Here is a 24,950-nt window from a genome sequence, read left to right as displayed (position 1 = left end):
CATTCGGGACCAGTCAGCGAGCACAGACGAGGAGTCCACATTGATTCCTCATCTTCCCCGCTCCTAGGGTCGCTGCCAACGACCGAAGGAGTTCGCATGTTCAGCCCCACCCGTCGCACCCTCTTGCAGCTCGGCGGCGTCGCCGTGGCGTCGGCACTGCTCATGGATGCCGCCCGCCCGCTGACGGCCACCGCATCTGCGCGACCGCTCGGTGTCGGCGCGCCCGAGATCGAGGCCCTCCGTGCCCGCTGGGTGGAGACGCTTACCGGACGCAGCGTCATCACCGGTTCTCCCGCGACGTTCGCCTCGGCGATCGCTCGTCTGGATCGGGGCACCGATGCCCTGCTCGCGAAGGTGCGTCCCACGGCCACCCGCTACTTCTCCGACCAGGACTGGTCGGTGGGTGCCACCGAGATCGCCAAGTCCAACGCCATGCGCATGAACTACTCGGGCATTCAGAACCTGGCTGTCTCGTGGTCGACCCCGGGGTCGAAGCACGAAGGCTCGGCTGTCGTGCTCGACGCGGCGCTGCGCGGTCTCGCGCACATGCATGAACACGTCTACAACCCCAACACTCAGTGGTGGGGAAACTGGTGGTCGTGGAACATCGGCGCCGCCCAGCCGCTGGCGAACACGATGGCCCTGCTGCACGACGAACTCGATCAGACCGCGATCGACGCGTACTGCGCATCGATCGACCACTTCCTCCCCGGCCGCGACCCGAGCATGCAGCAGCATCCGTCAGGACCGCAGAAGTCGGACGGCGCGAATCGCGTCGACATCTGCCAGGCGATCATCGTGCGGGCCATCGCGCAGCCCGATCCCGATCTGCTGCGCGCCGCGGTCGCCGCGCTGAGCGACACCTGGCAGTATGTCACCGGTGGCAACGGGTTCTTCCGCGACGGCTCATTCGTGCAGCACTCCACGATCGGCTACACCGGGACCTACGGGCTGGTGCTGCTGGGCGGGCTGGCAAAGCTCTTCGCGCTGCTCGCCGGAAGCTCGTTCGACGTCACCGATCCCAGCCGAGCCAACGTCAGTGGTTTCGTCGAGGGATCCTTCGCGCCCCTGATGTTCCGCGGTCAGATGATGGATGCCGTGCGCGGGCGCGCCGTAGCCCGCTACGCCGAGCGCAGCATCAACAACGGCAACGACCTGATCGAGCACACCCTGCGCCTCGCCCAGTCCGCCGATGCCGAGACCGCGGCGCGCTGGCGCGGCCTGTGCCGACAGTGGATCGAGAGCAACTCGGCGACGAACATCACTTCGACGACCAGCATCGTGCGTCTCTCGCTGGTCACCGAGCTGCTGAACTCGGATGCATCGGCCGTCGCCGACCCGACCGGACCTCGCTTGTTCCCCGCGATGGACAGGCTGGTGCACCGCTCAGCGGATGCCTCCTGGGCTCTCGCCATCGCGATGTGCTCGAACCGCATCGCCTGGCACGAGGGCACCGAAGCCGAGAACTTCGAAGGAGTGAAGACCAGCCAGGGAATGACGTACCTGTACCTGCGCGGCGACGAGGACCACTTCGACGACGAGTTCTGGTCGACCTCCGATCTCACCGCGCCTCCGGGAACCACGGTCGATCTGACCCCGCTGCCGCGCAACCCGGAAGGCGAGTGGGGCGAGCGCACGCCCGACAACGAGTGGACGGGCGGAGTCACCTTCGAAGACACCGCCCTCGCCGCCATGCATCTCGTCGCTCCCGGAGGGACGGGCCTGGTGGCCCGCAAGATGTGGGTCACGCTCCCGGATGCCTACATCGCCCTGGGAGCGGACATCTCCACCCGCAGCGAGGGCGAGGTGCGCACGATCATCGAGCATCGCAACCTCGGCACATCCGCTCGCCGGCTCCTCGTCGACGGCGCGGCGGTGACGACCTCGCAGACGGTCGAAGGGGCGCGGTGGGCGCACCTGGAGGGTGTCGGCGGCTATGTGCTTCTCGACGGCCCTGCCGACCTCATCGCCGGGGTCGAGGAGCGCGAGGGAACCTGGCGGCGCAACAGCACCAACGCCGCGACCGGCACGGATGCGCTGCAGCGCCGCTGGTACGGGACGGTCAGCCTGTCCCATGGCGTGGGTGCCCAGGCGCACGGCGGGTACGCCTATGCGGTGCATCCCGGAGCGGATGCCGATGCGACCGCGGCCGCCGCTCGCGCTCGGCGCTTCCGGGTGATTCGCAACGACGGCGTCGCGCAGGCGGTCCAGCTCTCCAAGCACGTCACCGCGGCAGCCTTCTGGTCGGCCGGCAGCGCCGGTGCGCTCACCTCCGACCGTGCGGCCTGCGTGATCGCCCGCGTCACACCGGGTATGGCGCGGATGTCGGTCAGCGACCCGACGCAGAGCGCCGCAACTCTGGTGATCGACGTCGCCGGCAGTCGCGTGACGAGGGTCAAGGGCGACGACGCTGACCGCGTCAGGGTGGCCCGCCGCGGCGACGGCATCCGGCTCACCATCGACACCGCAGGCACCGCGGGTACGACCCTGGAGTTCTCCTTGCACCGCTGATCGGGGCCGGTCTCCGGCATCCACTGGGCCCGAATGGCCGCCTCACCCGAGGGGAGGCGACCATTCGGGCCCAGTCGGCGCGAAGCGAGAGAGCCGACCCGCGACTCAGCGCACGGGCTCGAGCAGCGGAACCTCGTACCGGTGCGGGGTGCCGAAGCGGTGCGCCGTGATCGACACGGCCTGCTCGCGCACGAAGGTGAGCATCTCGACGCGACCGGCCGAGACCACCGGGTTCGCGTAGATGGCCAGGCTCGGCGAGCCCTCGACGGCCGTCGCGGTCGCGAGCGCGTCGGCGCCGATCAGGCGCACGCGTCCGCCCGCGGCGGCGAGGCGACGCGCGTGGGATGCCCAGGCCGCGGCGTCCTCGGTGACCACGACGACATCGTGTGCGCCCAGCCAGGTGACGACCGGCGCGGGCAGAGCGGATGCCGTGCTCACCGTGACCCGTGCGCGCAGACGCGCGCCGGCCGCGGCGACGCGCAGCAGCTCGGCCACACGGTCGCCCTCGTAGCGGATGGTGACCGGCAGCGCCTGGTAGCGCAGCGCGTTCTGCTCGGTGACGAGGCCGGTGGCATCCCGCACGACACCGAACTCGGCCGCCAGCACGTCGATGTCGGTGGCCAGCGCGCCGCGCAGCCACTCGGCGTCAGCACCCTCGACAAGAGCGACGGCCGACGACGCGAGCGCGTCGAGCGACGTGCCCGACTGCACCGGGGCATCCGTCCACTCCGCCAGCCCGACGAGGTAGTTCGGGCCACCGGCCTTGGAGCCGGCGCCGACGGCGGCCTTCTTCCAGCCGCCGAACGGTTGCCGCTGCACGATGGCGCCGGTGGTGCCGCGGTTGACGTACACGTTGCCGGCCTGGATGTTCGCCAGCCACTGCTGCACCTCGTCGACGTCGAGGGAGTGGATGCCGCTGGTCAGGCCGTAGTCGATGTCGTTGACGATGTCGATCGCCTCGGTCAGCGAGTCGGCGGTCATCACGCCGAGCACGGGCCCGAAGTACTCGACCCGGTGGAACTCGCTGCCGCGCTGCACGCCGTCGCGGATGCCCGGGGTCCAGAGCTGCCCGGCGTCGTCGAGCTTCTTCGGCTCCAGCATCCAGGTCTGTCCCGGGTGCAGCTGGGTGAGGGCGCCGAGCAGCTTGCCCTCGGCCGGCCCGATCAGCGGTCCGATGCGGTTCGTGCCGTCCTCCGGCGCGCCCACGTCGTATGCGCGCACGGCGTCGATGAGCTGACGACGGAACCGCTCCGACTTCGCGACCGACCCGACGAGCACGACGAGCGAGGCGGCAGAGCACTTCTGGCCGGCGTGACCGAAGGCCGAGTACGCGACATCCTTCGCGGCCAGGTCGAGGTCGGCCGACGGCGTGACGATGATGGCGTTCTTGCCGCTGGTCTCGGCGAGCAGCGGCAGGTCGGCCCGGAAGCCGCGGAACAGCTCCGCGGTCTCGAAGCCACCGGTGAGGATGACGCGGCCGACGGCCGGATCGCTGACCAGCTGCTCACCCAGCGAGCGGCCGTCGAGCTGCACGTACTGCAGCACATCGCGCGGTACTCCGGCCTCCCACAGCGCCTCGACCATCACGGCGCCCGAGCGGCGGGCCTGGCGGGCGGGCTTGATGATCACCGGCGAACCGGTGGCGAGCGCCGACAGGGTGGAGCCGGCGGGGATGGCGACCGGGAAGTTCCACGGCGGGGTGACCACGGTGAGTCCGACGGGCTGCATGACCGCGCCGTCGACCTCGGTGAGCTTCTTGGCGCTTTCGGCGTAGTAGTGCGCGAAGTCGATCGCCTCCGACACCTCGGGGTCGCCCTGCTCGATGATCTTGCCCGCCTCGGAGCCCATGACCTCGAGCAGGTCGGCGCGGCGCGCCTCGAGGATGTCGCCCGCGCGGTGCAGGATCTCGGCACGACCGGCGGCGCCGAGCGCGCGCCATGCCTCGCCGGATGCCACGGCCGTGGCGATCCGCTCGGAGACCTGCTCGGAGGTGCTGAGCGTGTTGGCGGCCACCGTGTCGTCGCCCAGGGTCGAGCCGGTCATGCGCGAGCGGATCGCGTCGGCCCAGGCGCGGTTTCCGGCCAGCGACGGGTCGGTGTCGGGGGTGTTCACGAAGCCGTCACGCTGCGCCGGTTCAGCGGGCAGCTGACGGTTCTGGGTGCGGTTCGCGGGAGGCACCTCCGTCGGGATGGTCTGGATGGATGCCAGGAAGCGCTGCTTCTCGCGCTCGAACAGCGCGGGGTCGGTGTCGAGATCGAACACGGCCGACATGAAGTTCTCGTGTGACGCGCCCTCTTCGAGGCGGCGGATCAGGTAGGCGATCGCGACGTCGAACTCGTCGGGGTGCACGACGGGGGTGTACAGCAGCAGCGACCCGACGGTGCGCTTGACGACCTCGGCCTGGGCGGTGGCCATGCCGAGCAGCATCTCGAACTCGACGCCCTCGGTGACACCGCGCTTCTCGGCGAGCAGCCAGGCGAGGGCGATGTCGAACAGGTTGTGGCCGGCGACGCCGATACGCACGTTGCCGATGTGCTCGGGGCGCAGCGCGTACTCGATCACGGCCTTGTACGAGGAGTCGGACTGCTGCTTCGACGACCAGGTGGCGAGCGGCCAGCCGTGCGTCTCGGCGTCGACGGTCTCCATCGGCAGGTTGGCGCCCTTCACGACGCGCACCTTGATCGGCGCTCCGCCCGAGGCGACGCGAGCGGCGGCCCACTCCTGCAGGCGCATCATCGCCGAGAGCGCGTCGGGCAGGTACGCCTGCAACACGATGCCCGCCTCGAGGTTCTGGAACTCGGGTCGGTCGAGGATGCCGGTGAAGACCGCGATGGTGAGGTCGAGGTCCTTGTACTCCTCCATGTCGAGGTTGATGAACTTCCCGGTCCGGGAGCCCGTCGAAAGGCCGCGCGCGGCGATCCGGTACAGCGGCAGCAGCGCCTCGGCGGCGTCGGCGACGGCCTTGTCGAAGGCCCAGGGGCTGTGCGGGGCGACGGTCGAGGAGACCTTGATCGACACGTAGTCGACGTCGTCGCGCTCGAGCAGCCGACGTGTGCCGTCCAGGCGGCGCTTCGCCTCTTCGCGGCCGAGGATGGCCTCGCCGAGCAGGTTGATGTTGAGCTTCACGCCCTGCGACTCGCGGATGTGCTTGATCGCCGCACCCAGCTTCTCGTCGCGGGCGTCGACGATGAGGTGGCGCACCATCTGGCGCAGCACGGCGCGTGCCGACGGCACGACGACACGGGGCAGGACGCCTGCGGTCGCACCGCCGAGGCCGATCGCGGCGCGCATCGGCGCGGGCAGGAAGCCCGGCGTCAGCGGCACGAGCTCCTTGAGCTTGGTCGCCGCGACCTTGAGGTCTTCGGGGCGCACGACCCCGTCGACGAACCCGACGGTGAAGTCGAGGCCGTTCGGGTCGCGCAGCACTCCCGCGAGACGCTCACCGGCGGCATCCGTCGGCACGTCGCGACTCTCGACGAGCCACTTCTTCACCAGGGCTACGGCTTCGTCGCCGAGTGAGGCGAGTTCGGCGATGGATGCTTCGGAGGCGGGCGCAGGAGTGCTCATTGCTACAGGATGCCGCCGCGCACCGTACAAGAAAAGCGATCGTTTCTGAATGATAATGTTCGATGAAGACGACGAATCAGAGAGGTCCCAGATGCTCGAGTTGAGACGGCTCCGCCTACTGCACGAACTGGCCCTGCGCGGCACGATCGCCCAGGTCGCTGCGTCGCTCTCGTACTCCCCCTCGACCGTTTCGCAGCAGCTCGGCCTGCTCGAGAAAGAGACCGGAGTCACGCTGCTCGAACCCGACGGACGCAGGGTGCGTCTGACCCCGCAGGGACGAATGCTGGCCGAGCACGCCGCCCGGGCTCTCGAGCTCGATGAAGAGGCTCGCGCAGCTCTGACGGCGCACGCGGGCTGGGAGGCGGTGCGCATCGCCGCGATGCCCACCGCGGCGCAGACCCTCGCACCGGCCGCTCTGACCCTGCTCGCCGAGCGCGCGCCGGGCCTGCGTGTCGAGCTCGCCGAACTGCCGCCCGAGGAGAGCCTGTTCGAGCTGTGGGCGCGCCGGTTCGACCTGGTGATCGCCGAGCAGTACCCCGGGCAGACCCGCGAGCAGCGCGACGGCGTCGTGCACGAGCTGCTGGGCGAGGATCCGATTCGCATCGTGCTGCCGCCGACCGAGCATCCGCTCTCGCTGTCCGAGCTGCGCGATCGGGTGTGGGTGATGGAACCCGAGGGGACCGCCGTGCGGCAGTGGACCGTGCAGCAGTGCCGGGCCGCCGGGTTCGAACCCGACGTGCGCTTCGAAGCGGCCGACCTCACCGCGCACGTCCGCCTGGTGGCATCCGGTCACGCCGTGGGCATGCTGCCCGACCTCATCTGGGGCGACGAGCCCAGCCCGCTCACCGTCGCGGACCTGCCCGACTCCCCCGTGCGCGAGGTCTTCACCGCCGTGCGCGCGGCGTCGCGTGCGCACGAGGCCGTTGATGTCGTGCGCACCGCGCTGCGCGACGCCTTCGCGGCGCACCGCCGCATCGCGCGGTAGACAGCGCCGTGCGTCAGACCCCGTCGCGCGGTAGACCGCGTCGGCGCCCTGCGTGAAGATGGTGGCGTGACCCCCTATCTGCGCCCCGCGATCGAGTCTCCGGTCTTCCGCGACGACGACGGCCACGTGATCAACTACGGGCACAGATGGTCGGACTCCCCGCCCGACGACACCTACTCGGTCGAGCGCGACACCGAGCGCTTCGCTCCGCTGCACGCGATCGCCGATGCGCTCATCGCCCATCTCGCCAGCACCTACGACGTGCACCTGCAGGAGGGCACCGAGGTCGCCGCCGACCTGCTGCACCCGCACCACGACGTCGTGCGCGCCGTGCGGGTGTCGCCGAACGACTCGGCGTGCGCGGCGCTGACCTTCGTGTTCACCGGGTTCCCCGGCATCCTCCTGCATGCCGGACTGCTGCACGACTTCCGCTACCCGCCCTGTGGGTGCGAGGCCTGCGATGAGGAATGGTCGGGCCAGGCCGCCGATCTCGAGCAGCAGGTTCTCGCGGTCGTGACCGGAAACTACCGGGAGAGCGTCGGGCGCGGCCGTCGGCCGTGGATCGAATCCGAGACGACGTTCGACAACGGATCGAGCTCGAGCCAGTCACGTGGCGAGGATGTGCCGGCAGAGCGACGGGCATCGGCTGTCGAGGCGCTCGCCGGACGCTCGGGGCCCTGGGCTGCGTGGCCCCTGGCACCGATGCGTTGAGTCGGACCGCGCGGGGTCAGACCGCGCGTACCTCGGCATGCGGCATCCGCTCGCGCATCACCCGGATCGCCTCCGGGTTGTCGTCGACGAGCACGGCGTCGCGGCCGAGCGCCGACGCGACCGCGCCGGTGGTGCCGGAGCCCGCGAACAGGTCGAGCACCCGATCGCCCGGCCGGCTCGACGCCTGCACGATGCGGCGCAGGATCCCCTCGGGCTTCTGCGTCGGGTAGCCGGTCTTCTCACGCCCGGTGGTGGGCACGATCGTGTGCCACCACACGTCTGTGGGCAGCTTGCCGCGCGCGGCCTTCTCTGCCGTGACCAGCCCCGGAGCCATGTAGGGCTCGCGGTCGACGTCGTCGGCGTTGAACACGTGCCGCCCGGGATTCTTCGCGTAGACCAGGATCGTGTCGTGCTTGGTGGGCCAGCGGGTGCGCGGCTTCGCGCCGTAGTCGTACGCCCAGATGAGCTCGTTCAGAAAGCAGTCGCGCCCGAACACGGCATCCATCATCACCTTGGCGTAGTGCGCCTCGCGGTAGTCGAGGTGCAGGTACAGCGTGCCGTCGTCGGCGAGCAGCCGCCAGGCCTCCTCGAGCCGCGGCACGAGGAAGTCGCCGTAGTCGTCGAAGCGGTCGTCGAAGCTGCGCAGCATGCCGCGCACCCGCTCGTACGAGTGGCCGTGGAACCCGTACCGGATCTCCTTCGCCACCTCGAGCGGCTCTCCCTCGGGGGCCTCCGCGTCGGAGGGCACGAGGCGGCGTGCGGTGACGACCTCGCGGCCGCGGGTGCGGCCGGTGTTGAAGGGCGGGTCGAGGTAGACGAGGGTGAAGGATCCGGATGCCAGCGACGCGGCGACCTCGAGGTTGTCGCCCTCGATGATCTCGACGACGCCGGTCACGGCACGTCGCAGTCAGGGAACACGGTGCAGCCACGCGTCGGTCGCGAACTTGCTCTCGACGAGCGCCTCGGCGGCAGCGTACTCGTCGGCGGAGATCGCGCCGTCTTCAGCGCCGGTGAGCGCGCGGAAGGTCGCCTTGAAGCGCTCGATGATCTCGGCGCGCTCCATGCCGGTCTGCGTGCGCAGCGGGTCGACGCGCTTGGCCGCAGACGTGGTGCCCTTGTCGCTGAGCTTCTCGCGGCCGATGCGCAGCACCTCGGTCATCACCTGGCCGTCGATGTCGTACGAGATGGTGGCGTGGTGCAGCACGCCGCCGTTCGCGAGCCTCTTCTGCGCGGCGCCGCCGATCTTGCCGGTGGGCGAGGCGATGTCGTTGAGCGGCTGGTAAGTCGCGTCGATGCCGACCGAGCGCAGCGCCTGCAGCACCCAGTCGTCGAGAAAGGCGTACGAGTCGGCGAAGGTCATGCCCTGCACGAGCGACGCGGGCACGTACAGCGAGTAGGTGATGATCTGCCCGGCGGCCATCATCATCGCGCCGCCGCCCGAGATGCGGCGCACGACGTCGAAGCCGTGGCGAGCCGCGCCGTCCGGGTCGACCTCGTTGCGGTACGACTGGAACGATCCGATCACGACCGCCGACTCGTCCCATTCCCAGATGCGCAGCGTCGGGCGGCGACGCCCCTCCCCCACGCGCGATGTGAGCACCTCGTCGAGGGCCAGGTTCACGCGCGGCGAGACCGCCTTCTCGTGCACGATCTCCCAGTCGAAGTCGCGCCAGCCCGGTGCGGTCACCAGCGCGCGACGCACGGCGGTGCCGACGGCCTCGGGAGAGAATCCCAGCAGCTGGGCTCCCTCGGGAAGCGCGGCGCGCACGGCAGCGGCGATCGTGGCGGCATCCGCTTCGACCGGCATCCCTTCGACGGCGGCGTTGATCGCCTCGAGGGCCGTGTCGGGTTCGAGGAAGAAGTCCCCCGCGAGACGGAAGTCGCGGATCAGTCCGTCTGCGACCCCGAGGTCGACGACGACGAGCTTTCCACCGGGAACCTTGTACTCACCATGCACTCTTCGATCTTAACGGCGCGGGCAGGGCACCGCCGGGCCCGGACTCAACCGCGCCCGCCGCGCACGGTCGGGTCGGGCAGATCGGTGTCGATGCGCGGTTTGTCGGCGCGCGACGCGCGCATCCACACGAAGAAGCCGACGATCGTGAACGCACCGTAGAACAGGTACATGAGCGCGGTGGCGTAGTAGCCGGCCGAGAACAGCAGCGGCACGCCCACCGCATCCACCGCCACCCAGATCAGCCAGAACTCGACCCACCCCTTGGCCATCGCCCAGGTCGCCAGCAGCGACCCGACGAACGTCCACGCATCGCTCCACACCGGCTCGTACGATCCGAGCATCCGGAACAGCGGGGTGATCGCCGCCGTCCCGACCAGCAGCGCCGCGACCAGCAGAACGCGCGTGCGCCCCGACGCCCACCGCGGGGTGACGGCGTGGCCCTCGCTGTCGCGGGCCTGACGCCAGCGCACCCAGCCGTACACCGAGACGGCGATGAATATCACCTGACGGCCGGCCTGCCCGAGCAGGTTGGCCGCATGCTCGGTGCCGAACACGCTGCCGACGAAGACGGTGAGCAGCAGCACGTTGCCGACGATGCCGACCGGCCACGCCCACAGCCGCCGACGCATCGCGCCGAGAGCGCTGGCGAGGCCGAAGACGTTGCCGACGACCTCGCGCACGAGCAGCGACGACGAGCCGACGGAGATCTGAGCGTTGAATGCGTCGATCAACCACTGCAGAACGGCGGCCACCTCAGCCCTGCGCGGGGATGCGCGCGTCGAGCCAGGCCACCAGGTCGGCGCGCACGTCGTCCTGCTGTAGCTCGTTGAACAGCTCGTGGCGCGCGTCGGGGTAGACGAGCGTCGTCACGTCGGTCAGGCCGGACCGGTTGCGGTACGCGTCGGCGAGCTTGTGCACACTGCGCGGACCGCCGACCGGGTCGTCGCCGCCGACCATCAGCAGCACCGGGATGCCCTTCGGCGAGCTCTGGGACCCGAGCAGGTTCTTCTTCGGCAGTCCGTACAGCCGTGCCGCCTCGATCGGGCCGAAGAGCGTGAGCAGCGGCACCTCGGTCGTCAGCGGGTCGTCGCGGAACGACGGCCAGACCGCCTCGTCGCGCGTGAGCCATTCGAGCCCGTGCGCGTCGGGGCCCTTCCACCGGGCGTTCAGCGGGCGCGGGTTGAGATCGGTCGGAGTCCGCAGGGCGGATCCGGTGAGCACGACCGCGTCGTAGGCCTCGGGATGCCGGTTCAGCAGCATCTGCGCCAGGAACGACCCCCACGAATGGCCCAGCAGGACGAGCGGGAGGTCTCCGCGCTCGGCGCGGATGATCTCGGTCAGCTGCCCGCACGCGTCGACGGCGGCGCGCATGCCGCCGCGGCCGAGGCGCCCGAGTTTCGCCGGATCGCCGTGCTGCCGGATGCCGGTGCGCCCGTGCCCGCGGTGGTCGTCGGCGTAGACGTGGAACCCCGCCTCGACGAGCACCTCGATGGTGCGGACGTAGCGGCCGGCGTGCTCGCCCACTCCGTGCAGCAGCTGCACCACGCCCCGGGCTGTGCCTGCCGCCTCATAGACGTCGTAGACGATGGTGATGCCGTGGGCATCGACGAACTCAGCAGTGCGCGGGGTGGGCATGTCCCGAGTCTACGGAGCAGATCCCTCGAGGGCGGTCCGCTTGTCAGACCGCGTGCGACACCGCGAGCGCGTCGACGATCGAGCGCGCGGCCTCGAGGTCGGTGACCTCGTGCCCTCCGACGCCGTCGCTGGCCGAACCCAGCCGCACACCGCCGTCGACACTGACCGTGCGCTTGGCCGAGAAGTGCACGGCGTCGACGCCGGTTCCTGCGACGGCGACGACGTCGGCGGCGGTGATCCCGCTGCCCGCCATCACCTCGATGTCTCCGGCCGCTTCGCGCACGAGAACGCGCACCACGTCGAGACCGTCGGCCGCGCGCGAGGCGCCTCCCGAGGTGAGCACGCGGCGAAGCCCGATCTCGAGGGCGATACGCAGCGCGGCGACCGGGTCGGGGGTGGTGTCGATCACGCGGTGCAGGGTGACGCATGCGCCGTCGGCCGCGTCGCGGAGTCGCGCGAGACCGTCGCGGTCGAGTTCGCCGGTCGCGTCCTGGCATCCGATCACCACGCCGTGCGCGCCCGCGGCGAGCGCGTCGCGCACATCGCGCTCCATGACGGCGAATTCGTCGCGGTCGTAGTGGAAATCACCGGCGCGAGGGCGGATCAGCACGTGCACCTCGGGCCCGTCCTCCCCACCCGCTTCGCGCACAAGCTCGATCGTGCCGCGAGACGGGGTGAGCCCGCCGAGACTGAGCGCCTGCGTGAGCTCGACCCTGGCCGCGCCGATCTCGCGCGCGACGCGCATGCCGGCGGCGTTCTGGACAGCGACTTCGAGATCGAGAGGCACGAGAATTATTCTCGCATTCACACCCGGACGACCGCAGGATCAAGAACAAGATTTTCATCGGGCCGTGTCCGACGAACGTTAGTTAGACTATCTAAGTAATGACTGCCGACTCAGATGACTCCGCCGCAGAGCTGCGCTACGCGCTGTTCCGCCTCACCCGGCGCCTTCGGTCCGCCCGAGCCGTCGACGCGATGAGCGATGCGCAGCTGGCCGCCCTCGGTGCACTGCGCGTGCACGGACGGCGCACCCTCTCCGGTCTCGCCGAGCATGAGCACGTGACCGCCCCGACCATGAGCGCCACGGTGAACGGACTCGCCGAACTCGGACTCGTGATCCGCGTGCCCGATGAGCACGACCGGCGCCGGGTGTACGTCGAGCTGACCCCGCAGGGCGAGAGCGTCGTGACCGAGACGATCCGCAAACGCAACCGTCTGCTGGCCGACCTCGTCGATGCGCAGCGGTTCGACGACGACGAGCTCGCCGTGCTGGACGCCGCTTCGGCTTTGCTGAAGAGGATGGCCGACGCGTGAGCGCCTCGTCGGGCATGTTCCGCTCGTTCCGGAACTTCAACTACCGCACGTGGTTCCTCGGCGGTGTCATCTCGAACGTCGGCGGTTGGATGCAGGCCACCGCTCAGGACTGGGTGGTGCTGACCGAGCTCACCGACAACGACGCCACCGCCATGGGAGTCACCATGGCCCTGCAGTTCGGTCCTCCCCTGGTGCTCGTGGGCCTGACCGGCTGGGTGGCCGACCGCTTCGACCGGCGCAAGGTGCTGCTGTGCACCCAGACGGCGCTCCTGCTGCTCGCCCTCGGCGTGGCGGTATTGCTGCTCACCGGCGTGATGACCCTGCCGCTGATGTTCGTCTTCGCTGCCGCCTTCGGCGTCGCCAACGCGTTCGACGCCCCCGCCAGACAGGCGTTCGTCTCGGACATGGTGAGCCTCGAGGACACCTCCAACGCCGTGGCGCTGAACTCCGCGGCGTTCAACATGGCCCGCCTGGTCGGACCTGCGATCGGCGGCATCCTCATCGTGCTGCTCGGCTCGGGCTGGGTGTTCGTCGCCAACGCCGTCACCTTCCTCGCGATGATCATCGCGCTGACCCTGATCCGGGTCAACGAGCTGACCCCGCGAGTGAAGAGCAGACGCGGCGGCGGCCTCGGCGAGGGTCTTCGCTACGTGAGCGGCCGACCCGATCTCATCGTCGTGTTCGTGATGGTGTTCCTCATCGGCGCGTTCGGCATGAACTTCCCCATCTTCGCGTCGACCATGGCGCTGGAGTTCGGGCGCGATGCCGACGGGTACGGCCTGCTCAGCTCGGTGCTCGCGATCGGCTCGCTGGCCGGCGCTCTGCTCGCGGCCCGCCGCGATCGGGCCCGGGTGCGGGTGCTCGTGATCGCCGCGGGAGGGTTCGGTGTGGCATCCGTCGTCTCTGCCGCCATGCCCACCTACCCGACGTACGCCGCGGTACTGGTCCTCGTCGGCTTCTCGACGGTCTCGATGCTCACCACCGCCAACGGGTACGTGCAGACCACGACCGACGCGGCGCTGCGCGGCCGCGTGCTGGCGCTCTACATGGCGGTGATCATGGGGTCCACTCCGATCGGCGCTCCGATCGCCGGGTGGATCGTCGACACCTTCTCCGCGCGAACGGCGATCACCGTCGGCGGGATCGCGGGGATCGTCGCCTTCGGCATCGGCGTGGGGTGGATGCTGTGGTCGGGCCGACTGCGCCGCCGCGACGGACGGCGATTCCGGCTGACGCTCGACGAGACCCGACCTCTGTCCGTCATCCGCGCCATGGATCCCGGCTCGTTCGACGACCACCCCACCACTGCCACCCCGATCCGGCTCGCCGACCCCCGCGACGACGAGGCCTGACCGGCCCGGCGTCTCCTGCGCCGGCCGCGCGCTGTCAAGGGGGTATGAGCCGCCAGCGTCTCGGAATACCTTCTCGGGCATGAACGAGCAGACCCCGATGTACGGCTCCTCCGACGGTCAGCATCCGCACGTCCCCGGACACGATCCGCTCGGCAGCGGTCTGCCGCGCCAGCAGGACGCCACGCAGGCAGAGCCGGACGCACCGGCCGACGACGCGTCCGAACCTGCCGACGAAGCCGCCGGCACCGGACCCGGCGACGACGCTCCCGAATCCGTCGGCGACGGTGCCCCGCTGGGCGGCGACCAGAACACCGAAGACCAGCTGACAGCGGACACCGCCGTCGAGCGCGACGCGCTGAAGTCGCTCGACCCCGACGACACGCCCGCGTGACGCCGTCGGATCCCGGTACCGTGGCGGCATGAGCGAAAGCAGAGAGTTGTCGGGGTCGAGCGCGCCCACCGCCGAGCGCACCCCCCAGGTGCTCCGGTGGGTCTTCTGGCCGGCAGCCATCATCGTCCTCGCATTCGCGCTGTTCGCCCTGCTGCTGCCCGGTGTCGCCGAGACGGCGTTCCAGGCGGTGCAGACGAGCATCGTCAACGCGTTCAATTGGTACTACGTGCTGATCGCCGCCTTCTTCGTCGCGTTCTGCCTGTTCATGGGCTTCAGCCGATTCGGCGACATCAAGCTCGGCCGCGACGACGAAGAGCCGGAGTTCTCGGCGATGAGCTGGTTCGCGCTGCTGTTCGCCGCGGGCATGGGCATCGGGCTCGTGTTCTACGGCGTCAGCGAGCCGCTGTCTCACTTCACGAACCCGCGCCCCGGAGTCGAGGGCACGCCCGCCCAGCTCGCGCAGGCGGCGCTGGGCCAGACCTATCTGCACTGGGGCGTGCACGCGTGGTCGATCTACGTCGTGATCGGCCTCGCGCTCGCCTACGCCATCCACCGCCGCCGTCGTCCGATCTCGATCCGCTGGACCCTCGAGCCGCTGCTCGGCAAGAAGGTCGAGGGCGGCTGGGGCCACGCGATCGACGTGATCGCCCTGGTCGGCACGCTGTTCGGCGTCGCCACCTCGCTCGGCCTCGGCGTGCTGCAGATGAGCGCCGGCCTGCACTCGGCCGGCATCGCCGACCCCGACGAGACGACCCAGGTGATCCTCATCCTGGTGATCTCGGTGTTCGTGCTCATGTCGGTGCTGTCGGGCGTGACCAAGGGCATGAAGTGGCTCTCGAACGCGAACCTCGTGCTCGCGGGCATCCTCGTCGTCTATCTGCTGGCGGTGGGGCCCACCGAGTTCCTGCTGCGCGATTTCGTGCAGTCGATCGGGTACTACGTGCAGAACTTCGTCGGACTCTCGTTCAACGTCAGCGCCTATCAGGGGGCGGCGGGAGAGCAGTGGCAGGCCTCGTGGACCTCGTTCTACTGGGGCTGGTGGATCTCGTGGGCGCCGTTCGTCGGCATCTTCATCGCGCGGGTGTCGAAGGGCCGCACGGTGCGCGAGTTCGTGGTCGGCGTGATCCTCGTGCCGACGCTGCTCGGCATCCTGTGGTTCGCCGTGCTGGGCGGATCCGCCCTCGCCCTCGAGCTCAGGGAGCCCGGCACGCTCACCGGTGCCGACGGGACGGTCGACTTGCAGGGCGCCCTGTTCGCCCTGCTGCAGAACGTGCCCGGATCGACGATCGTGAGCATCGGCGCGATCCTGCTCCTGGCGATCTTCTTCATCACCTCCGCCGACTCCGGCGCGCTGGTGATGGGCATGATCGCCACCGGCGGCGAGCCGGAGCCCAAGCGCTGGATCCGCATCTTCTTCGTCGCGGTCACCGCGCTGCTCGCGATCGCGCTGCTTCTCTCGGGTGGGCTGACCGCGCTGCAGACCGCGGCGATCATGATCGCGCTGCCGTTCAGTGTCGTCATGCTGCTGATGTGCTGGTCGACGGTCGTCGCGTTCAGCCGTGAGCGCCGCGCCTACGCGAAGGCCGAGCGGGCCCAGTTCATCGACAAGATCGGCGACTACTACGGGCTCGAGGTCGAGGCGCACGACGCCACGGGTGTGTTCGGCGCTCAGCCCCGATGGGTGCGCCGCGTGCAGCGTACGTTCCGGCTGCCCGTCGCGCCGTCCGACCCCGCGCGGGCGACGCCGGGTGCGCTCTCGGCCGAGAGTCACGTCGACGCCACCCCGTCGACCCGCGACGTCGATCAGCTGATCGCCGAGGACGAGCTGGCGGGCCTCGACGATCCGGAGGCCCGCCAGCAGGACACCGGGCCGTTCCTGAACGACTGACCCCGTGCTGGTGCGCAGCGCAGCGTTCCGCGACCTCTACGCCGCAGAGCGCTCCGCGAACCGCGGCCGCGGTGCAGTCGATCGCCGCCGAGATGATCGCGGCAGGGCGACCGTCTCCTGATGGGTGCGGGCGGGGTGTCAGCCCGCGAGCACGAGGCGCAGCTGCTCGACGGCCCAGTCGAGCTCGGTCGCCCGGATCACCAGCGGCGGCGCGACGCGGATCGTCTGACCGTGCGTGTCCTTGACGAGCACACCCCGCTCGCGCAGCTTCTCGGCGACCTCGCGACCGGTGCCGAAGGCCGGGTCGATGTCGACGCCCGCCCACAGTCCGGCGATGCGCACCGCGGTGACTCCGTGGCCGATGAGCGGCTCGAGGTCGGTCGCCAGGTGAGCCCCCAGCTTCCGGGCCCGATCCTGGAACTCGCCGGTGCTCAGCATCTCGACGACCTTCCGGCCCACCGCTGCCGCCAGCGGGTTGCCGCCGAAGGTCGAGCCGTGCTCGCCGGGGCGGATGACCCCCAGCACGTCACGGTCGCCGACGACGGCCGAGACGGGCAGGATGCCACCGCCGAGGGCCTTGCCGAGCAGGTACAGGTCGGGCACGATTCCCTCGCGGTCGCACGCGAAGGTCTCGCCGACCCGACCGAGCCCCGACTGGATCTCGTCGGCGATGAACAGCACGTTCTTCTCGTCGCAGATCTCGCGCACCCGGCGCAGGTAGCCCTCGGGCGGGATGATCACGCCGCCCTCGCCCTGGATCGGCTCGATGAGCACCGCGGCGGTGTCATCGGTGATCGCGGCGGCGATGGCATCCGCATCCCCGTACGGCACCGTGTCGAAACCGGGCGTGTACGGTCCGAAGTCGTCGCGCGCCTGCTCGTCGTCGCTGAAGCTGATGATCGTGGTCGTGCGGCCGTGGAAGTTTCCGGCCGCGACGATGATGCGCGCCCTGCCCTCGGCGATGCCCTTGACCCGGTAGCCCCACGCGCGCGCGACCTTGATGCCGGTCTCGACCGCTTCGGCGCCGGTGTTCATCGGCAGCACGAGGTCTTTGCCGCACAGTTCGGCGAGCGCGGCGGCGAACGGCTCGAGCTGGTCGTTCATGAAGGCGCGGCTGGTGAGCGTGATGCGACCCAGCTGCGCGACGAGCGCCTCGACGATCTCCGGATGCCGGTGGCCGAAGTTCACGGCCGAGTATGCGGCGAGAAGGTCGAGGTAGCGCTTGCCGTCGGCATCCGTCACCCACACGCCGTCGCCCTCGGCGACGACGACGGGCAGCGGGTGGTAGTTCTCGGCGACGTGGGGCTCGGGGCCCGCTGCTCCGCGCAGCACGTCCTCAGTCTCCACGGTCGACATCATGCACCCCGCAGTTCGAGAGTGCAGCACTTGATGCCGCCGCCGCCGAGCAGCAGCTCCGACAGGTCGACGGTGATCGGGTTGTAGCCGCGCTCGCGCAGCTGCTTCTCGAAGCCCTTCGCCCGCGGCGAGATGATCACGTTGTAGCCGTCGCTGGCGGAGTTCAGGCCGAACACAGAGCCGTCCTCGTCGCTGACGAGGATCGCATCCGGAAAGCGCTCCTCGAGGATCGCGCGGCTGGCGTCGTCGAACGCGCCGGGGAGGTACGCGATGTTCGCGCGCTCCGGTCCGCCGTTCTCGACGCCCTGCACCGGGTCGAGCACCGCGATGGCTGTGTCGAGGTGGTAGAAGCGGGGATCGATCAGGGTGAGCGAGACGACCTCGCGGCCGAAGACCTCGCCCACCTCACGGTGGCTGTCGCCGGTCGAGCGGAAGCCGGTGCCGGCCAGGATCACGTCGCCGACGAGCAGGAAGTCGCCCTCGCCCTCGTTGACCTCTTCCGGCATGACGGTGTCGAAGCCGTTGGCGCGGAACCAGTCGGCGAAGGCGGGCGCCTCGCCCTGACGCTCGACGAACCGGAACTCGGGCACATAGGCGCGCCCGCCGATCACGAATCCGCCGTTGGCGGTGTAGACCATGTCGGGGTAGCCGGCGAGCGGCTCGATGAGCTCGACCTCGTGGCCCAGCTCGAGGTACAGGTCGTACAGCTTCTGCCACTGCGCGACGGCGTTGGCGGTGTCGGTGGGGCGTGCGGGCTCCATCCACGGGTTGATGGAGTAGTTGACCGTGAAGTGCTCGGGCCGGCACATCAGGTAACGACGGTGGTGCGCGGTGCGAGTGGCCACCGGGGTGCCGGCGATCGTGGCGGTTTCAGGCGTGGACATGAGTGCTCCTCAAGAAGGTGCGGCGGACGCTGTCCAGGGGCCTGGCGGAAGTTCGACCCACTCCTCGACGGGAGCACGGGGAAGATGCGACACAGGCACGCCACCTCTATTTTTGCATCCGGATGCTGGATGCCGCCACCCTCCGCGTCCGAACCCGCGAGGCTGAGGCCGTCAGCGCCAGACGCTGGGCGCCGGCTTCTTCGTCGAGGGCAGCGCCGAGGCCGAGGCCCAGTCGTGGATCCACGGCTCGACCTCCGGCAGGCCGGCAGGCTTTCCGACGGCCGCGAACAGCTCCTCGTTGGTTACGATGCCGCCGCTGCGGCGCAGCATCCGCGAGCTCACGATCACCCGCGCGTACACCTCGCCGTCGACCACGGCGCGGTGCTCGAGGAAGACCGCCTTGTCGTCGTGGCCGACGAAGCGCGACTCGACGTCGAAGCGCTGCCACAGCTCCAGCGACTTGCGGAAGGTGACCGTCTCGCTCGAGACGACCGCGTACCAGCCGCGCGAGTTCATCGCGTCGAACAGCCCGGTGCGGATCAGCAGGTCCCAGCGCCCGAGGTCGAACAGCGACAGGTAGCGGCCGTTGTTCATGTGCCGCAGGATGTCGATGTCGGTCGGCAGCGTCGTGAGCCGGATGCGGCTGACCGCCGAAGGCTCGAGCGCGCCGTCGCGGCGCGTGCGCCGTCGCGCCTGGAGGATGACGAGGAGGGTGCGCCAGATCACGTTCACAAGGGGCGATAGTAGTGATCCACGAGGGATCGCCCAACTTCGTTGGCTGGTCACGACATGCGCGCACACGTGTCTGTCGCCGATTTCACCTCCGCGACAGCGGCGCGTAGAGTCACGCACATGAGCACCGAAGCCCATACCGAGATCATCGTCCGTCCCGTCCGCGATGTCGATGCGGAGGCTCTGGGCCGCGTGCACGCGCAGTGCTGGCACGAGACCTACGACCACCTGATCAGCAAGGCCGCCCTCGAGCGCATCTCACCTCGGCGCATGGCCGAGCTGTGGACGAACTGGGCTCGCCAGGGTGACGACTTCCGTATGAGCGCGGCTCTGGTCGATGGGGAGATCGTCGGCTTCGTGGGCTCGGGTCCCGCCCGCGACAAGGATGCCCCGGCACTGCGCGAGCTGTACTTCATCTACCTGCTCGACGCGTACCACGGCACCGGCGTCGGCCAGAAGCTGTTCGATGCCGCCGTCTACGAGAGCGAGCCGTGCTACCTGTGGGTGGCCGAAGACAACCCGCGCGCGCATCGGTTCTATCAGCGCAACGGGTTCACCCTCGACGGCGAGAGCCACACCGAGCCGTTCCTGGGCGAGAAGCTCACCGAGGTCCGCTTCGTCAGGCCCTGACGGCCTCGCCCCCTTCGCCGAGACCCCTGGTTCGCGCCGAGACCCCTGGCTGTGGACGCTCGCAGCTGGGGGTCTCGGCGACTACCGGGGGTGTCGGCAGAACAGCCTCGCGGACGGGCGCCGCGACCGTGTCACAGGGCGCGGATGATGTCCTCCACCCGCTCCTTCGCGTCACCGAACAGCATCTGCGCGTTGTCGCGGAAGAACAGCGGGTTCTGCACGCCCGCATAGCCGGCCGCCATCGAGCGCTTGAACACGATGACGTTCTCGGCCTCCCAGACGTGCAGCACGGGCATCCCGGCGATCGGGCTTCCCGGATCCTCCGCCGCGGCCGGGTTCACGGTGTCGTTCGCGCCGATCACGAGCACGACGGAGGTCGACGCGAAGTCGTCGTTGATCTCGTCCATGCCGAGCACGATGTCGTACGGCACCTTCGCCTCGGCCAGCAGCACGTTCATGTGCCCGGGCAGGCGTCCGGCGACGGGATGGATGCCGAAGCGCACCTGCACGCCGCGTTCGCGCAACCGCGCGACGAGGTCGGCGACGGGGTACTGGGCCTGCGCGACGGCCATGCCGTACCCGGGGGTGATGATGACGCTGGTGGCCGCCGAGAGCATCGCCGCGGCGGCTCCCGCGGTGATCTCCCGGTATTCGCCGTGCTCGGCGTCGGAGGAGGCGGACGCCACGATCCCGAACCCTCCGGCGATGACCGACAGGAACGAGCGGTTCATCGCCCGGCACATGATGTATGACAGGTACGCACCGGACGATCCGACCAGGGCACCGGTGACGATGAGCAGGTCGTTGTTCAGCAGGAAGCCGGCGGCGGCCGCCGCCCACCCCGAGTAACTGTTCAGCATCGACACGACGACGGGCATGTCACCCCCGCCGATCGAGGCGACCAGGTGCCAGCCGAGCGCGAACGCCAGCGCCGTGACGGCAATCAGCAGCCAGAGCTGCTGATCGACGACGAACCAGACGGTCAGCGCGACGAAGGCGACGAGCGCGCCGACGTTCAGCACGTTCTTGCCGGGCAGCATCAGCGGGCGCGACGACATCTTCGCCGACAGCTTGAGGTACGCCACGATCGACCCGGTGAAGGTCACACCGCCGATGAAGACGCCGATGAACACCTCGGCGTTGTGGATGTCGACGAGCTGCGGCGGGATCGGCGCGTGCGCGAGGTGCCCGTTCCAGCCGACGAGCACGGCAGCAAGGCCGACGAAGCTGTGCAGCAGGGCGATCAGCTCGGGCATCTCGGTCATCTGCACGACCCTGGCGCGCCACAGCCCGATCGCCGCACCGATCAGCACGCCCGCGCCGAGCAGGCCGAGGCCGAGGGTCGCCCCGGGCTCACCCCAGGCGTCGGCGAGGGTGAGTGCCAGGGTCGCGCCCAGCGCGATCGCCATCCCGGCGATGCCGTAGATCACGCCCGCGCGGGCTGATTCGTGCCGGCTGAGACCGGCGAGACTGAGGACGAAGAGCAGTGCCGCGACGATGTACGCGGCGGCGGCGAAGGCGGCGACGCTCACTTGCCGGCTCCCTTCGTCGCACCGAGGGTGAACATGCTGAGCATCCGCCGGGTCACCGCGAAGCCTCCGAAGATGTTGATGCTGGCGACCAGCACCGCGACTGCCGCGACGACCTGCACGACGGGGTTCGCGTCGGTGATCTGCAGCATCGCGCCGACGATGATGACGCCGGAGATGGCGTTGGTGACCGACATGAGCGGCGTGTGCAGCGCGTGGTGCACCTTGCCGATCACGTAGAAGCCGATCACGACCGAGAGCATCAGCACGGTGAAGTGCTGCGGCAGCGGTGCGGGCGCGAACGCGTTCACAAGGAACAGCGCCGCGATGCCGGCGACGATGAGCCCGGCCTTCTTCCCGGCGGTCATCGGCTTCTTCTCGGGGACGGGTGCGGGTTCGGCCTTCGGAGCGGATGCCGCGGGCGCCGCCGCGACCTGCACCGGGGGCGGTGGCCACGTGATCTCGCCGTCTCTCACGACGGTGACCGAGCGCTGCACGACGTCGTCGAAGTCGATCGTGAGTGCGCCGTCCTTGTTCGGGGTGAGCAGGGCGACGAGGTTGGCGACGTTGGTGCCGTAGAGCTGGGATGCCTGGGTCGCCAGGCGCGACGCCAGGTCGGTGTATCCCAGGATGATCACGCCGTTCTCGGTCACGACCCGCTCGCCGGCGACGGACCCCTCGACGTTGCCGCCCTGGGCAGCCGCCATGTCGACGATGACACTGCCTGGAGTCATGAGCGCGACGTCTGCGGCGGTGATCAGCCGGGGCGCCGCCCGCCCGGGGATGAGCGCGGTGGTGATGATGATGTCGACGTCGGCGGCCTGCTCGGTGTACATCTCCGCGGCGCGGCGGTCGTAGTCGGCACTGGTGGCCTTCGCGTACCCGTCGGTCGACCTCTCGACCTGCACGTCGACGGCGAGATAGGTGCCGCCGACCGACCGCACCTGGTCGGCGACCTCGGGACGCGGATCGGTGGCGCGCACGATCGCGCCGAGGCTGGACGCCGCGCCGATCGCGGCGAGACCCGCGACGCCGGCGCCCGCGATGAGCACCTTCGCCGGAGGCACCTTGCCCGCCGCCGTGACCTGGCCGGTGAAGAAGCGGCCGAACTCGTGCGCCGCCTCGACGACCGCACGATAGCCGGCGATGTTGGCCATAGAGCTGAGCACGTCCATCGACTGCGCGCGCGAGATACGCGGCACGGCGTCGAGCGCCAGGGCGGTGATGCCCCGCTGTGCGAGCGACTCGACGAGCTCGGGGCGCAGCGCCGGCGAGAGCAGCCCGATGAGGGTGGAGTCGTCGGCGAGGCGGGCGGTCTCGGCATCCGTCGGCGGGTTGACCTTCAGCACCACCTCGCTCGCCCACGCCTGTTCAGCGGAGACCAGCCGGGCACCCGCGCGCACGTACTCCTCGTCGGGGTACGAGGCGCGCGCGCCTGCGCCCTGTTCGACGACCACCTCGTGGCCGAGCTTCATCAACGTCTGCACGGTCGCCGGGGTCGCGGCGACCCGCGCCTCGTCCGGCTGCTCCTGCACGATTCCGATCCGCGACATCGCGATCCTCTCCATCCGGCGACTTCGCCGGCTGCGCTCACACTACTGAGCGAGACGGAAGGAACGAGGCGCATTCCGCCTTATGGACGATCAAGAAGTCCGGTTCTTGCGCGGAGACGCAATCCTCGTCCCCTCTGAACGTTCGCGCCCCCTCCGGATCACAGGGACCAGAGGGGGCGCGGACGATAGGAGCAGACGGATGCCGGATCAGCGGCCGGACACCTGCCCGAACAGCTTGGCGATCGGAGCCAGCACCAGCGGACGGGCGGCGAACCAGCCGCCGGCGACGACCGCCATCGCCAGCACGAACACCCAGAACCCGGTCCACACATCCGCGTACGCGATGCCGTCGACCGATCCCTGCGCGGCGAACATGTGGTTGAGGTTGCGCAGCGCCCCGGTGAGGAACACGAGCGCGACGTGCACGATGATGAACGCGACGAAGTACAGCATCACCGGGAAGTGCAGCGCGCGAGCCCATTCGACCGGGTATGCCTTCGACAGCTTCTCGGCATTCTTCGGCCACAGCCCCGACATCCGGAATCCGGTGACGATCGCGAGCGGCGCGGCGACGAACACCGTGACGAAGTAGGCCAGCTGCTGCAGGGCGTTGTAGTTCACCCAGCCGTTGTCGGTCGGCCAGTCGAACGAGACGTACTGCAGCCCCGCCGACAGCGCGTTCGGGAAGACCTCCCAGCTCGTCGGCACGATGCGCGCCCAGTGACCGGTGGTGACGAGCAGCACGACGAAGATGACGCCGTTGATGATCCACAGCAGGTCGAGCGCCTGGTGGAACCACAGCGTCAGGCTGATCTTGCCCTTGCTGTCGCGGCGCGGAGTCCAGAACACGGTGGGTCGTTTCTCGCTGCGCACGCGCAGTCCCGAGCGGATGATCAGCACCATCAGGAAGATGTTGAAGAAGTGCGCCCAGTTCGTCCACGGGGCGAAGCCCGGCTCGACCGCGACGGCCGGGTGGTACTCACCCGGGTACGTCGCGAGGAAGTCCTGCATGAACGAAGTGCTGAGGAAGGCGCGTACGAGGAACACCCCGGCGACGGCCAGCAGGCCGAGGCCCGCCAGGCCCAGCAGCCCGCCGATGGCCTGCGGCCAGGTCGGCCGCAGCGGAGATGGTTCGGGCAGGGGTGCGGCCGCGTGCCGCGGCGCGCGGCCCGGCCAGACACTGCGCGGGAACGACAGCGGGGTGGAGATGTCGGACTTGGATGCTGCGAGGGCGACCTCCTGGTCAGCGGTCGCTTCGCTCGTCGCGGCCGTGGGCGCCTCGGTGGAGGCGGGTGCTGCCGGTGACGCGGCGGCTTCGGCGCCGGCGGTTGAGGCGCCGGCGATCGCGGCGCCGGCGATCGCGGCGAAGGTGCCGGCCGGCGGCCACGGCTCCCCTCCGGCGACGCGCGGGAGTCCCCGGCGCACCGCGCCACCGGCATCCCCCGACGCGGGAGCGGCGGTCTGCGCGGCGAGCGCAGCGCCTGTCGCCGACGTCACCTTCTCTTCACCAGGGGATGCTTCGCGCGTGGGTGATGTCGTGTCCGTGCCCGCCGGCGCCGCAGCAGCCGACACAGCGCTCGGGGCGGCGGCAGGCGAAACAGGGGCTGCGGATGCCGCGGCCGCAGCGTCCGCGGGAGGCCAGGGCTCACCGCCCGCCACACGAGGAAGCCCGCGCCGCAGGCGCACGCCGGCAGTGGCAGCGGCATCCGGAGCCGAGGCGACCGGAGCCGAGGCGACGGCAGGCGCAGCCGGAGTGGCGACCACGCCGTCGGTCGTCGACGCCGCCGCGTCTTCGGGCGACGAGGTGGCGGGCGCGGCGGCATCCGCGGCGCTCGGCGCCGCAGCGGTCGACTCTGCGGCCGCCGGAATCGGCGCCTCGATCTCGGTGGCGGGAGGCCACGGCTCGCCGCCCTTCACCCGCGGAAGGCCGCGGCGGATGGTTGCGGCCATGG

General features: G+C 70.0%; 20 protein-coding genes. 8 read left to right on the top strand and 12 right to left on the bottom strand.

Going from position 1 to position 24,950, the window contains the following annotated elements; translation table 11 throughout:
• The first annotated feature begins 96 nt into the window (after positions 1-96).
• Entirely contained in the window at positions 97-2,511 is a 2,415-nt protein-coding gene (locus ACWGSM_RS09635; protein WP_452322694.1) for a polysaccharide lyase 8 family protein, read from the top strand.
• Between the two features lie 105 nt (positions 2,512-2,616).
• Here ACWGSM_RS09635 and ACWGSM_RS09630 read toward each other — a convergent pair whose 3' ends face one another.
• Positions 2,617-6,078, bottom strand: coding sequence for a bifunctional proline dehydrogenase/L-glutamate gamma-semialdehyde dehydrogenase (locus ACWGSM_RS09630; protein ID WP_452322693.1), 3,462 nt, complete (start codon positions 6,076-6,078; stop codon positions 2,617-2,619).
• 91 nt (positions 6,079-6,169) lie between these two features.
• Here ACWGSM_RS09630 and ACWGSM_RS09625 point away from each other — a divergent pair, with 91 nt between their 5' ends.
• Both ACWGSM_RS09625 and ACWGSM_RS09620 read left to right on the top strand, forming a co-directional pair.
• Entirely contained in the window at positions 6,170-7,063 is an 894-nt protein-coding gene (locus ACWGSM_RS09625) for a LysR family transcriptional regulator (protein ID WP_452322692.1), read from the top strand.
• Positions 7,064-7,129: 66 nt separating this feature from the next.
• Positions 7,130-7,774, top strand: coding sequence for a DUF6226 family protein (locus ACWGSM_RS09620; RefSeq protein WP_452322691.1), 645 nt, complete (start codon positions 7,130-7,132; stop codon positions 7,772-7,774).
• Between the two features lie 16 nt (positions 7,775-7,790).
• Here ACWGSM_RS09620 and ACWGSM_RS09615 read toward each other — a convergent pair whose 3' ends face one another.
• From ACWGSM_RS09615 to ACWGSM_RS09595, 5 genes are read right to left on the bottom strand one after another with little or no spacing between them, the layout of a single operon-like run.
• On the bottom strand, positions 7,791-8,669 hold the full coding sequence (locus ACWGSM_RS09615) for a DNA-methyltransferase (protein WP_452322690.1): 879 nt from the start codon (positions 8,667-8,669) through the stop codon (positions 7,791-7,793).
• Positions 8,670-8,681: 12 nt separating this feature from the next.
• Positions 8,682-9,731 carry a lipoate--protein ligase family protein gene (locus tag ACWGSM_RS09610; RefSeq protein WP_452322689.1) on the bottom strand — a complete coding sequence of 350 codons (1,050 nt, stop codon included), beginning with the start codon at positions 9,729-9,731 and terminating at the stop codon, positions 8,682-8,684.
• Positions 9,732-9,775: 44 nt separating this feature from the next.
• Positions 9,776-10,483, bottom strand: coding sequence for a nicotinamide riboside transporter PnuC (gene pnuC, locus ACWGSM_RS09605; protein ID WP_452322688.1), 708 nt, complete (start codon positions 10,481-10,483; stop codon positions 9,776-9,778).
• 1 nt (position 10,484) lies between these two features.
• On the bottom strand, positions 10,485-11,366 hold the full coding sequence (locus ACWGSM_RS09600; protein ID WP_452322687.1) for an alpha/beta fold hydrolase: 882 nt from the start codon (positions 11,364-11,366) through the stop codon (positions 10,485-10,487).
• A 43-nt stretch (positions 11,367-11,409) separates the two neighbouring features.
• Positions 11,410-12,153, bottom strand: coding sequence for a copper homeostasis protein CutC (locus ACWGSM_RS09595; protein WP_452322686.1), 744 nt, complete (start codon positions 12,151-12,153; stop codon positions 11,410-11,412).
• A gap of 98 nt (positions 12,154-12,251) precedes the next feature.
• On the opposite strand from ACWGSM_RS09595, the gene ACWGSM_RS09590 reads away from it, so the two are divergent.
• From ACWGSM_RS09590 to ACWGSM_RS09575, 4 genes are all read left to right on the top strand, one after another.
• A complete protein-coding gene (locus ACWGSM_RS09590) occupies positions 12,252-12,683 on the top strand; it encodes a MarR family winged helix-turn-helix transcriptional regulator (protein ID WP_452322685.1) in 432 nt (143 codons plus the stop codon).
• Positions 12,684-12,697: 14 nt separating this feature from the next.
• Positions 12,698-14,035: an MFS transporter gene (locus ACWGSM_RS09585; RefSeq protein WP_452322736.1), complete on the top strand. Its 1,338-nt coding sequence runs from the start codon at positions 12,698-12,700 to the stop codon at positions 14,033-14,035.
• 79 nt (positions 14,036-14,114) lie between these two features.
• Positions 14,115-14,426 (top strand): hypothetical protein, encoded by a 312-nt coding sequence (locus ACWGSM_RS09580; RefSeq protein ID WP_452322684.1) that lies wholly within the window; start codon positions 14,115-14,117, stop codon positions 14,424-14,426.
• A 28-nt stretch (positions 14,427-14,454) separates the two neighbouring features.
• A complete protein-coding gene (locus tag ACWGSM_RS09575; protein ID WP_452322683.1) occupies positions 14,455-16,314 on the top strand; it encodes a BCCT family transporter in 1,860 nt (619 codons plus the stop codon).
• Positions 16,315-16,452: 138 nt separating this feature from the next.
• Here ACWGSM_RS09575 and rocD read toward each other — a convergent pair whose 3' ends face one another.
• From rocD to ACWGSM_RS09560, 3 genes are all read right to left on the bottom strand, one after another.
• Complete coding sequence (gene rocD / locus ACWGSM_RS09570) at positions 16,453-17,670, bottom strand: ornithine--oxo-acid transaminase (RefSeq protein WP_452322735.1); 1,218 nt, start codon at positions 17,668-17,670, stop codon at positions 16,453-16,455.
• Complete coding sequence (ddaH, locus tag ACWGSM_RS09565; RefSeq protein WP_452322682.1) at positions 17,670-18,554, bottom strand: dimethylargininase; 885 nt, start codon at positions 18,552-18,554, stop codon at positions 17,670-17,672. Before ddaH ends, rocD begins: the two co-directional genes overlap by 1 nt.
• Positions 18,555-18,725: 171 nt before the next feature.
• Complete coding sequence (locus ACWGSM_RS09560; RefSeq protein ID WP_452322681.1) at positions 18,726-19,286, bottom strand: acyl-CoA thioesterase; 561 nt, start codon at positions 19,284-19,286, stop codon at positions 18,726-18,728.
• Positions 19,287-19,406: 120 nt separating this feature from the next.
• Here ACWGSM_RS09560 and ACWGSM_RS09555 point away from each other — a divergent pair, with 120 nt between their 5' ends.
• Positions 19,407-19,916, top strand: a complete 510-nt coding sequence (locus ACWGSM_RS09555) for an N-acetyltransferase family protein (protein WP_452322680.1) — start codon at positions 19,407-19,409, stop codon at positions 19,914-19,916.
• Between the two features lie 131 nt (positions 19,917-20,047).
• Here the strand turns inward: ACWGSM_RS09555 and pntB are convergent, their stop codons facing one another.
• The 3 genes from pntB to ACWGSM_RS09540 all read right to left on the bottom strand — a co-directional run bounded on the left by pntB (position 20,048) and on the right by ACWGSM_RS09540 (position 24,948).
• Positions 20,048-21,448 (bottom strand): Re/Si-specific NAD(P)(+) transhydrogenase subunit beta, encoded by a 1,401-nt coding sequence (gene pntB / locus ACWGSM_RS09550; RefSeq protein ID WP_452322679.1) that lies wholly within the window; start codon positions 21,446-21,448, stop codon positions 20,048-20,050.
• The gene (locus tag ACWGSM_RS09545; RefSeq protein ID WP_452322678.1) at positions 21,445-22,998 is read right to left on the bottom strand and encodes a Re/Si-specific NAD(P)(+) transhydrogenase subunit alpha; all 1,554 of its coding nucleotides are present in this window, start codon (positions 22,996-22,998) and stop codon (positions 21,445-21,447) included. Before ACWGSM_RS09545 ends, pntB begins: the two co-directional genes overlap by 4 nt.
• A gap of 207 nt (positions 22,999-23,205) precedes the next feature.
• The gene (locus tag ACWGSM_RS09540) at positions 23,206-24,948 is read right to left on the bottom strand and encodes a cytochrome b/b6 domain-containing protein (protein WP_452322677.1); all 1,743 of its coding nucleotides are present in this window, start codon (positions 24,946-24,948) and stop codon (positions 23,206-23,208) included.
• Positions 24,949-24,950: the final 2 nt, after the last annotated feature.

Source organism: Microbacterium sp. NPDC055521, assembly GCF_053619695.1.
Note: the sequence above shows the minus strand (reverse complement) of the source record. Positions and strands in the feature narration are given on the sequence as shown.

Excerpts from the sequence above, each read along its gene's own strand:
- ACWGSM_RS09635 (WP_452322694.1), top strand. The coding sequence starts at position 97 with ATGTTCAGCCCCACCCGTCGCACCCTCTTGCAGCTCGGCGGCGTCGCC.
- ACWGSM_RS09630 (WP_452322693.1), bottom strand. The coding sequence starts at position 6,078 with ATGAGCACTCCTGCGCCCGCCTCCGAAGCATCCATCGCCGAACTCGCC.
- ACWGSM_RS09625 (WP_452322692.1), top strand. The coding sequence starts at position 6,170 with ATGCTCGAGTTGAGACGGCTCCGCCTACTGCACGAACTGGCCCTGCGC.
- ACWGSM_RS09600 (WP_452322687.1), bottom strand. The coding sequence starts at position 11,366 with ATGCCCACCCCGCGCACTGCTGAGTTCGTCGATGCCCACGGCATCACC.
- ACWGSM_RS09590 (WP_452322685.1), top strand. The coding sequence starts at position 12,252 with ATGACTGCCGACTCAGATGACTCCGCCGCAGAGCTGCGCTACGCGCTG.
- ACWGSM_RS09585 (WP_452322736.1), top strand. The coding sequence starts at position 12,698 with ATGTTCCGCTCGTTCCGGAACTTCAACTACCGCACGTGGTTCCTCGGC.
- ACWGSM_RS09580 (WP_452322684.1), top strand. The coding sequence starts at position 14,115 with ATGAACGAGCAGACCCCGATGTACGGCTCCTCCGACGGTCAGCATCCG.
- ACWGSM_RS09575 (WP_452322683.1), top strand. The coding sequence starts at position 14,455 with ATGAGCGAAAGCAGAGAGTTGTCGGGGTCGAGCGCGCCCACCGCCGAG.
- rocD (WP_452322735.1), bottom strand. The coding sequence starts at position 17,670 with ATGTCGACCGTGGAGACTGAGGACGTGCTGCGCGGAGCAGCGGGCCCC.
- ddaH (WP_452322682.1), bottom strand. The coding sequence starts at position 18,554 with ATGTCCACGCCTGAAACCGCCACGATCGCCGGCACCCCGGTGGCCACT.
- ACWGSM_RS09555 (WP_452322680.1), top strand. The coding sequence starts at position 19,407 with ATGAGCACCGAAGCCCATACCGAGATCATCGTCCGTCCCGTCCGCGAT.
- ACWGSM_RS09545 (WP_452322678.1), bottom strand. The coding sequence starts at position 22,998 with ATGTCGCGGATCGGAATCGTGCAGGAGCAGCCGGACGAGGCGCGGGTC.
- ACWGSM_RS09540 (WP_452322677.1), bottom strand. The coding sequence starts at position 24,948 with ATGGCCGCAACCATCCGCCGCGGCCTTCCGCGGGTGAAGGGCGGCGAG.